Annotated in this window: 3 protein-coding genes; all 3 read right to left on the bottom strand. The window is 37.7% G+C overall.

What is annotated here, in order from left to right; all coding sequences use genetic code 11:
• Positions 1–50: 50 nt before the first annotated feature.
• On the bottom strand, positions 51–398 hold the full coding sequence (locus ACT8VG_RS10660; RefSeq protein WP_444195857.1) for a zinc-ribbon domain-containing protein: 348 nt from the start codon (positions 396–398) through the stop codon (positions 51–53).
• Positions 399–1,787, bottom strand: coding sequence for an NADPH-dependent glutamate synthase (gene gltA / locus ACT8VG_RS10655; RefSeq protein WP_444195856.1), 1,389 nt, complete (start codon positions 1,785–1,787; stop codon positions 399–401). It abuts the gene before it with no gap.
• Between the two features lies 1 nt (position 1,788).
• The coding region (locus tag ACT8VG_RS10650) for an iron-sulfur cluster-binding protein (protein ID WP_444195855.1) at positions 1,789–2,035 on the bottom strand (247 nt) is incomplete at its 5' end.

The raw sequence follows: 2,035 nt of genomic DNA, 5'->3' as shown, positions 1-2,035 counted from the left end.
CCCCATACTACGTGATAATTAAAATTTAGGAAACCCCTAGTTATTTTAAATTACCAAAAGATTCTGATTCCTGTGTTTAATAATAATGCATAAGTTGCAATAATATTCAATATAAAGCTAACGATTCCTGTAATTAAACATGCTTTTGCCTTATTAGGTGTCATTCTTCTTTTCATAAAGAAGAAGATAACACCCATAAAAGGGAATAAGAATGAAATAATACATAAACCAATAGAGGCACGATCTTCTTCATAATAAGGACTTGTATAGCCATTACTAGAAGCATAGTCTTCCATAGTTGTGTAGTCTGTTCTATTTTCTAATCTGACAGGTTCTCCACAATTAGGACAGAACTTTGCATCTTCCTCTAACTCTTTACCACATCGTGTACAATACATTTATTCACCACTTAATTTTTCATCAATAGCCTTAGCTGCTTTTTTACCAGCACCCATAGCAAGAATTACAGTAGCAGCACCAGTTACAACGTCACCACCAGCCCATACGCCTTCTTTAGATGTATGGTTAGTTTCTTCTTCAACGATGATACCACCCCACTTCTGGCAATCAAGACCAGGAGTAGTCTGTCTAATTAATGGGTTTGGAGACTGACCGATTGCGATAACAACTGTTCCACAATCAATAGTAAAGTTAGATCCTTCTTTTTCAATTGGTCTTCTTCTACCAGATGCATCTGGTTCTCCTAATTCCATTTCTACACATTCAAGAGCTTTAACTGAACCATTGTCACCATGAACAGCAACTGGATTAGTTAATAACTTGAAGATAATACCTTCTTCCTTAGCATGATGTACTTCTTCAGCACGTGCAGGAATTTCAGCATCACTACGACGATATACGATATATACGTTCTTAGCACCAAGTCTCTTAGCAGTTCTTGCAGCATCCATAGCTACGTTACCAGCACCTACAACACATACTGTATCAGCCACTTTAACTGGAGTAGGATGTTTAGGGAATTCATAACCCTTCATTAAGTTAACACGAGTTAAGAATTCGTTTGCAGCATAAACACCATCAAGGTTTTCACCTGGAATACCCTGGAAACGAGGTAAACCAGCACCAGCACCTACGAATACAGCATCATAGCCACTTTCCTGTAATTCATCAATTGTGATAGAACGACCTACTACAACGTTTGTTTCAAACTTAACACCTAAATCTGCAACGCCATCAATTTCAGCCTGTACTAAATCTTTTGGTAAACGGAATTCTGGAATACCATAAGATAATACACCACCAGTTTTATGTAATGCTTCAAATACTGTTACATCATAACCACGTTTAGCAAGTTCGCCTGCACATGAGATACCTGAAGGTCCTGAACCTACAATAGCCACTTTCTTACCGTTCTTTTCAATCTTAGTTTCAGTTGGTTTACCATGATCTCTGTGATAATCAGCAACGAATCTTTCAAGTCTACCAATGGCAACTGATTCACCCTTGATACCTCTAATACATTTACCTTCACACTGGTTTTCCTGTGGACATACACGACCACAGATTGCAGGTAAAGCATTTTCTGTAGTGATGATTTCATAAGCTTTTTCAAAATCACCATTCACTACTTCCTGAATAAAATGAGGGATAGGTACATTTACTGGACATCCATCCACACAGCGAGGCTTTTTACAGTTTAAGCAACGAGCTGCTTCTTCCTGAGCCATTTCTTTTGTATATCCTAAAGCAACTTCTTTAAAGTTAGTTGCACGAATTTCAGGTTCCTGAGAAGGCATTTCTACCTTTTTATTTGACATATTAGGCATATTATTTAACCCCCTTCATTAAGTTACACATACGGTTTGCATTGGTGTCAACAAGATTTTCTTGTTCCTTGATCATTCTCTTTCTTGCCATTAATTCATCAAAGTCAACATTTAAACCATCAAAGTCTGGTCCATCAACGCAGGCGAACTTGATCTTACCATCAACAGTTACACGGCAGCATCCACACATACCAGTACCATCAATCATGATTGGGTTAAGTGAAACCATTGTCTTAATATCTCTAGGC

Source organism: Catenibacterium sp., from assembly GCF_052354645.1.
Lineage (GTDB): Bacteria > Bacillota_I > Bacilli_A > Erysipelotrichales > Coprobacillaceae > Catenibacterium > Catenibacterium mitsuoka_A.
Note: the sequence above shows the minus strand (reverse complement) of the source record. Positions and strands in the feature narration are given on the sequence as shown.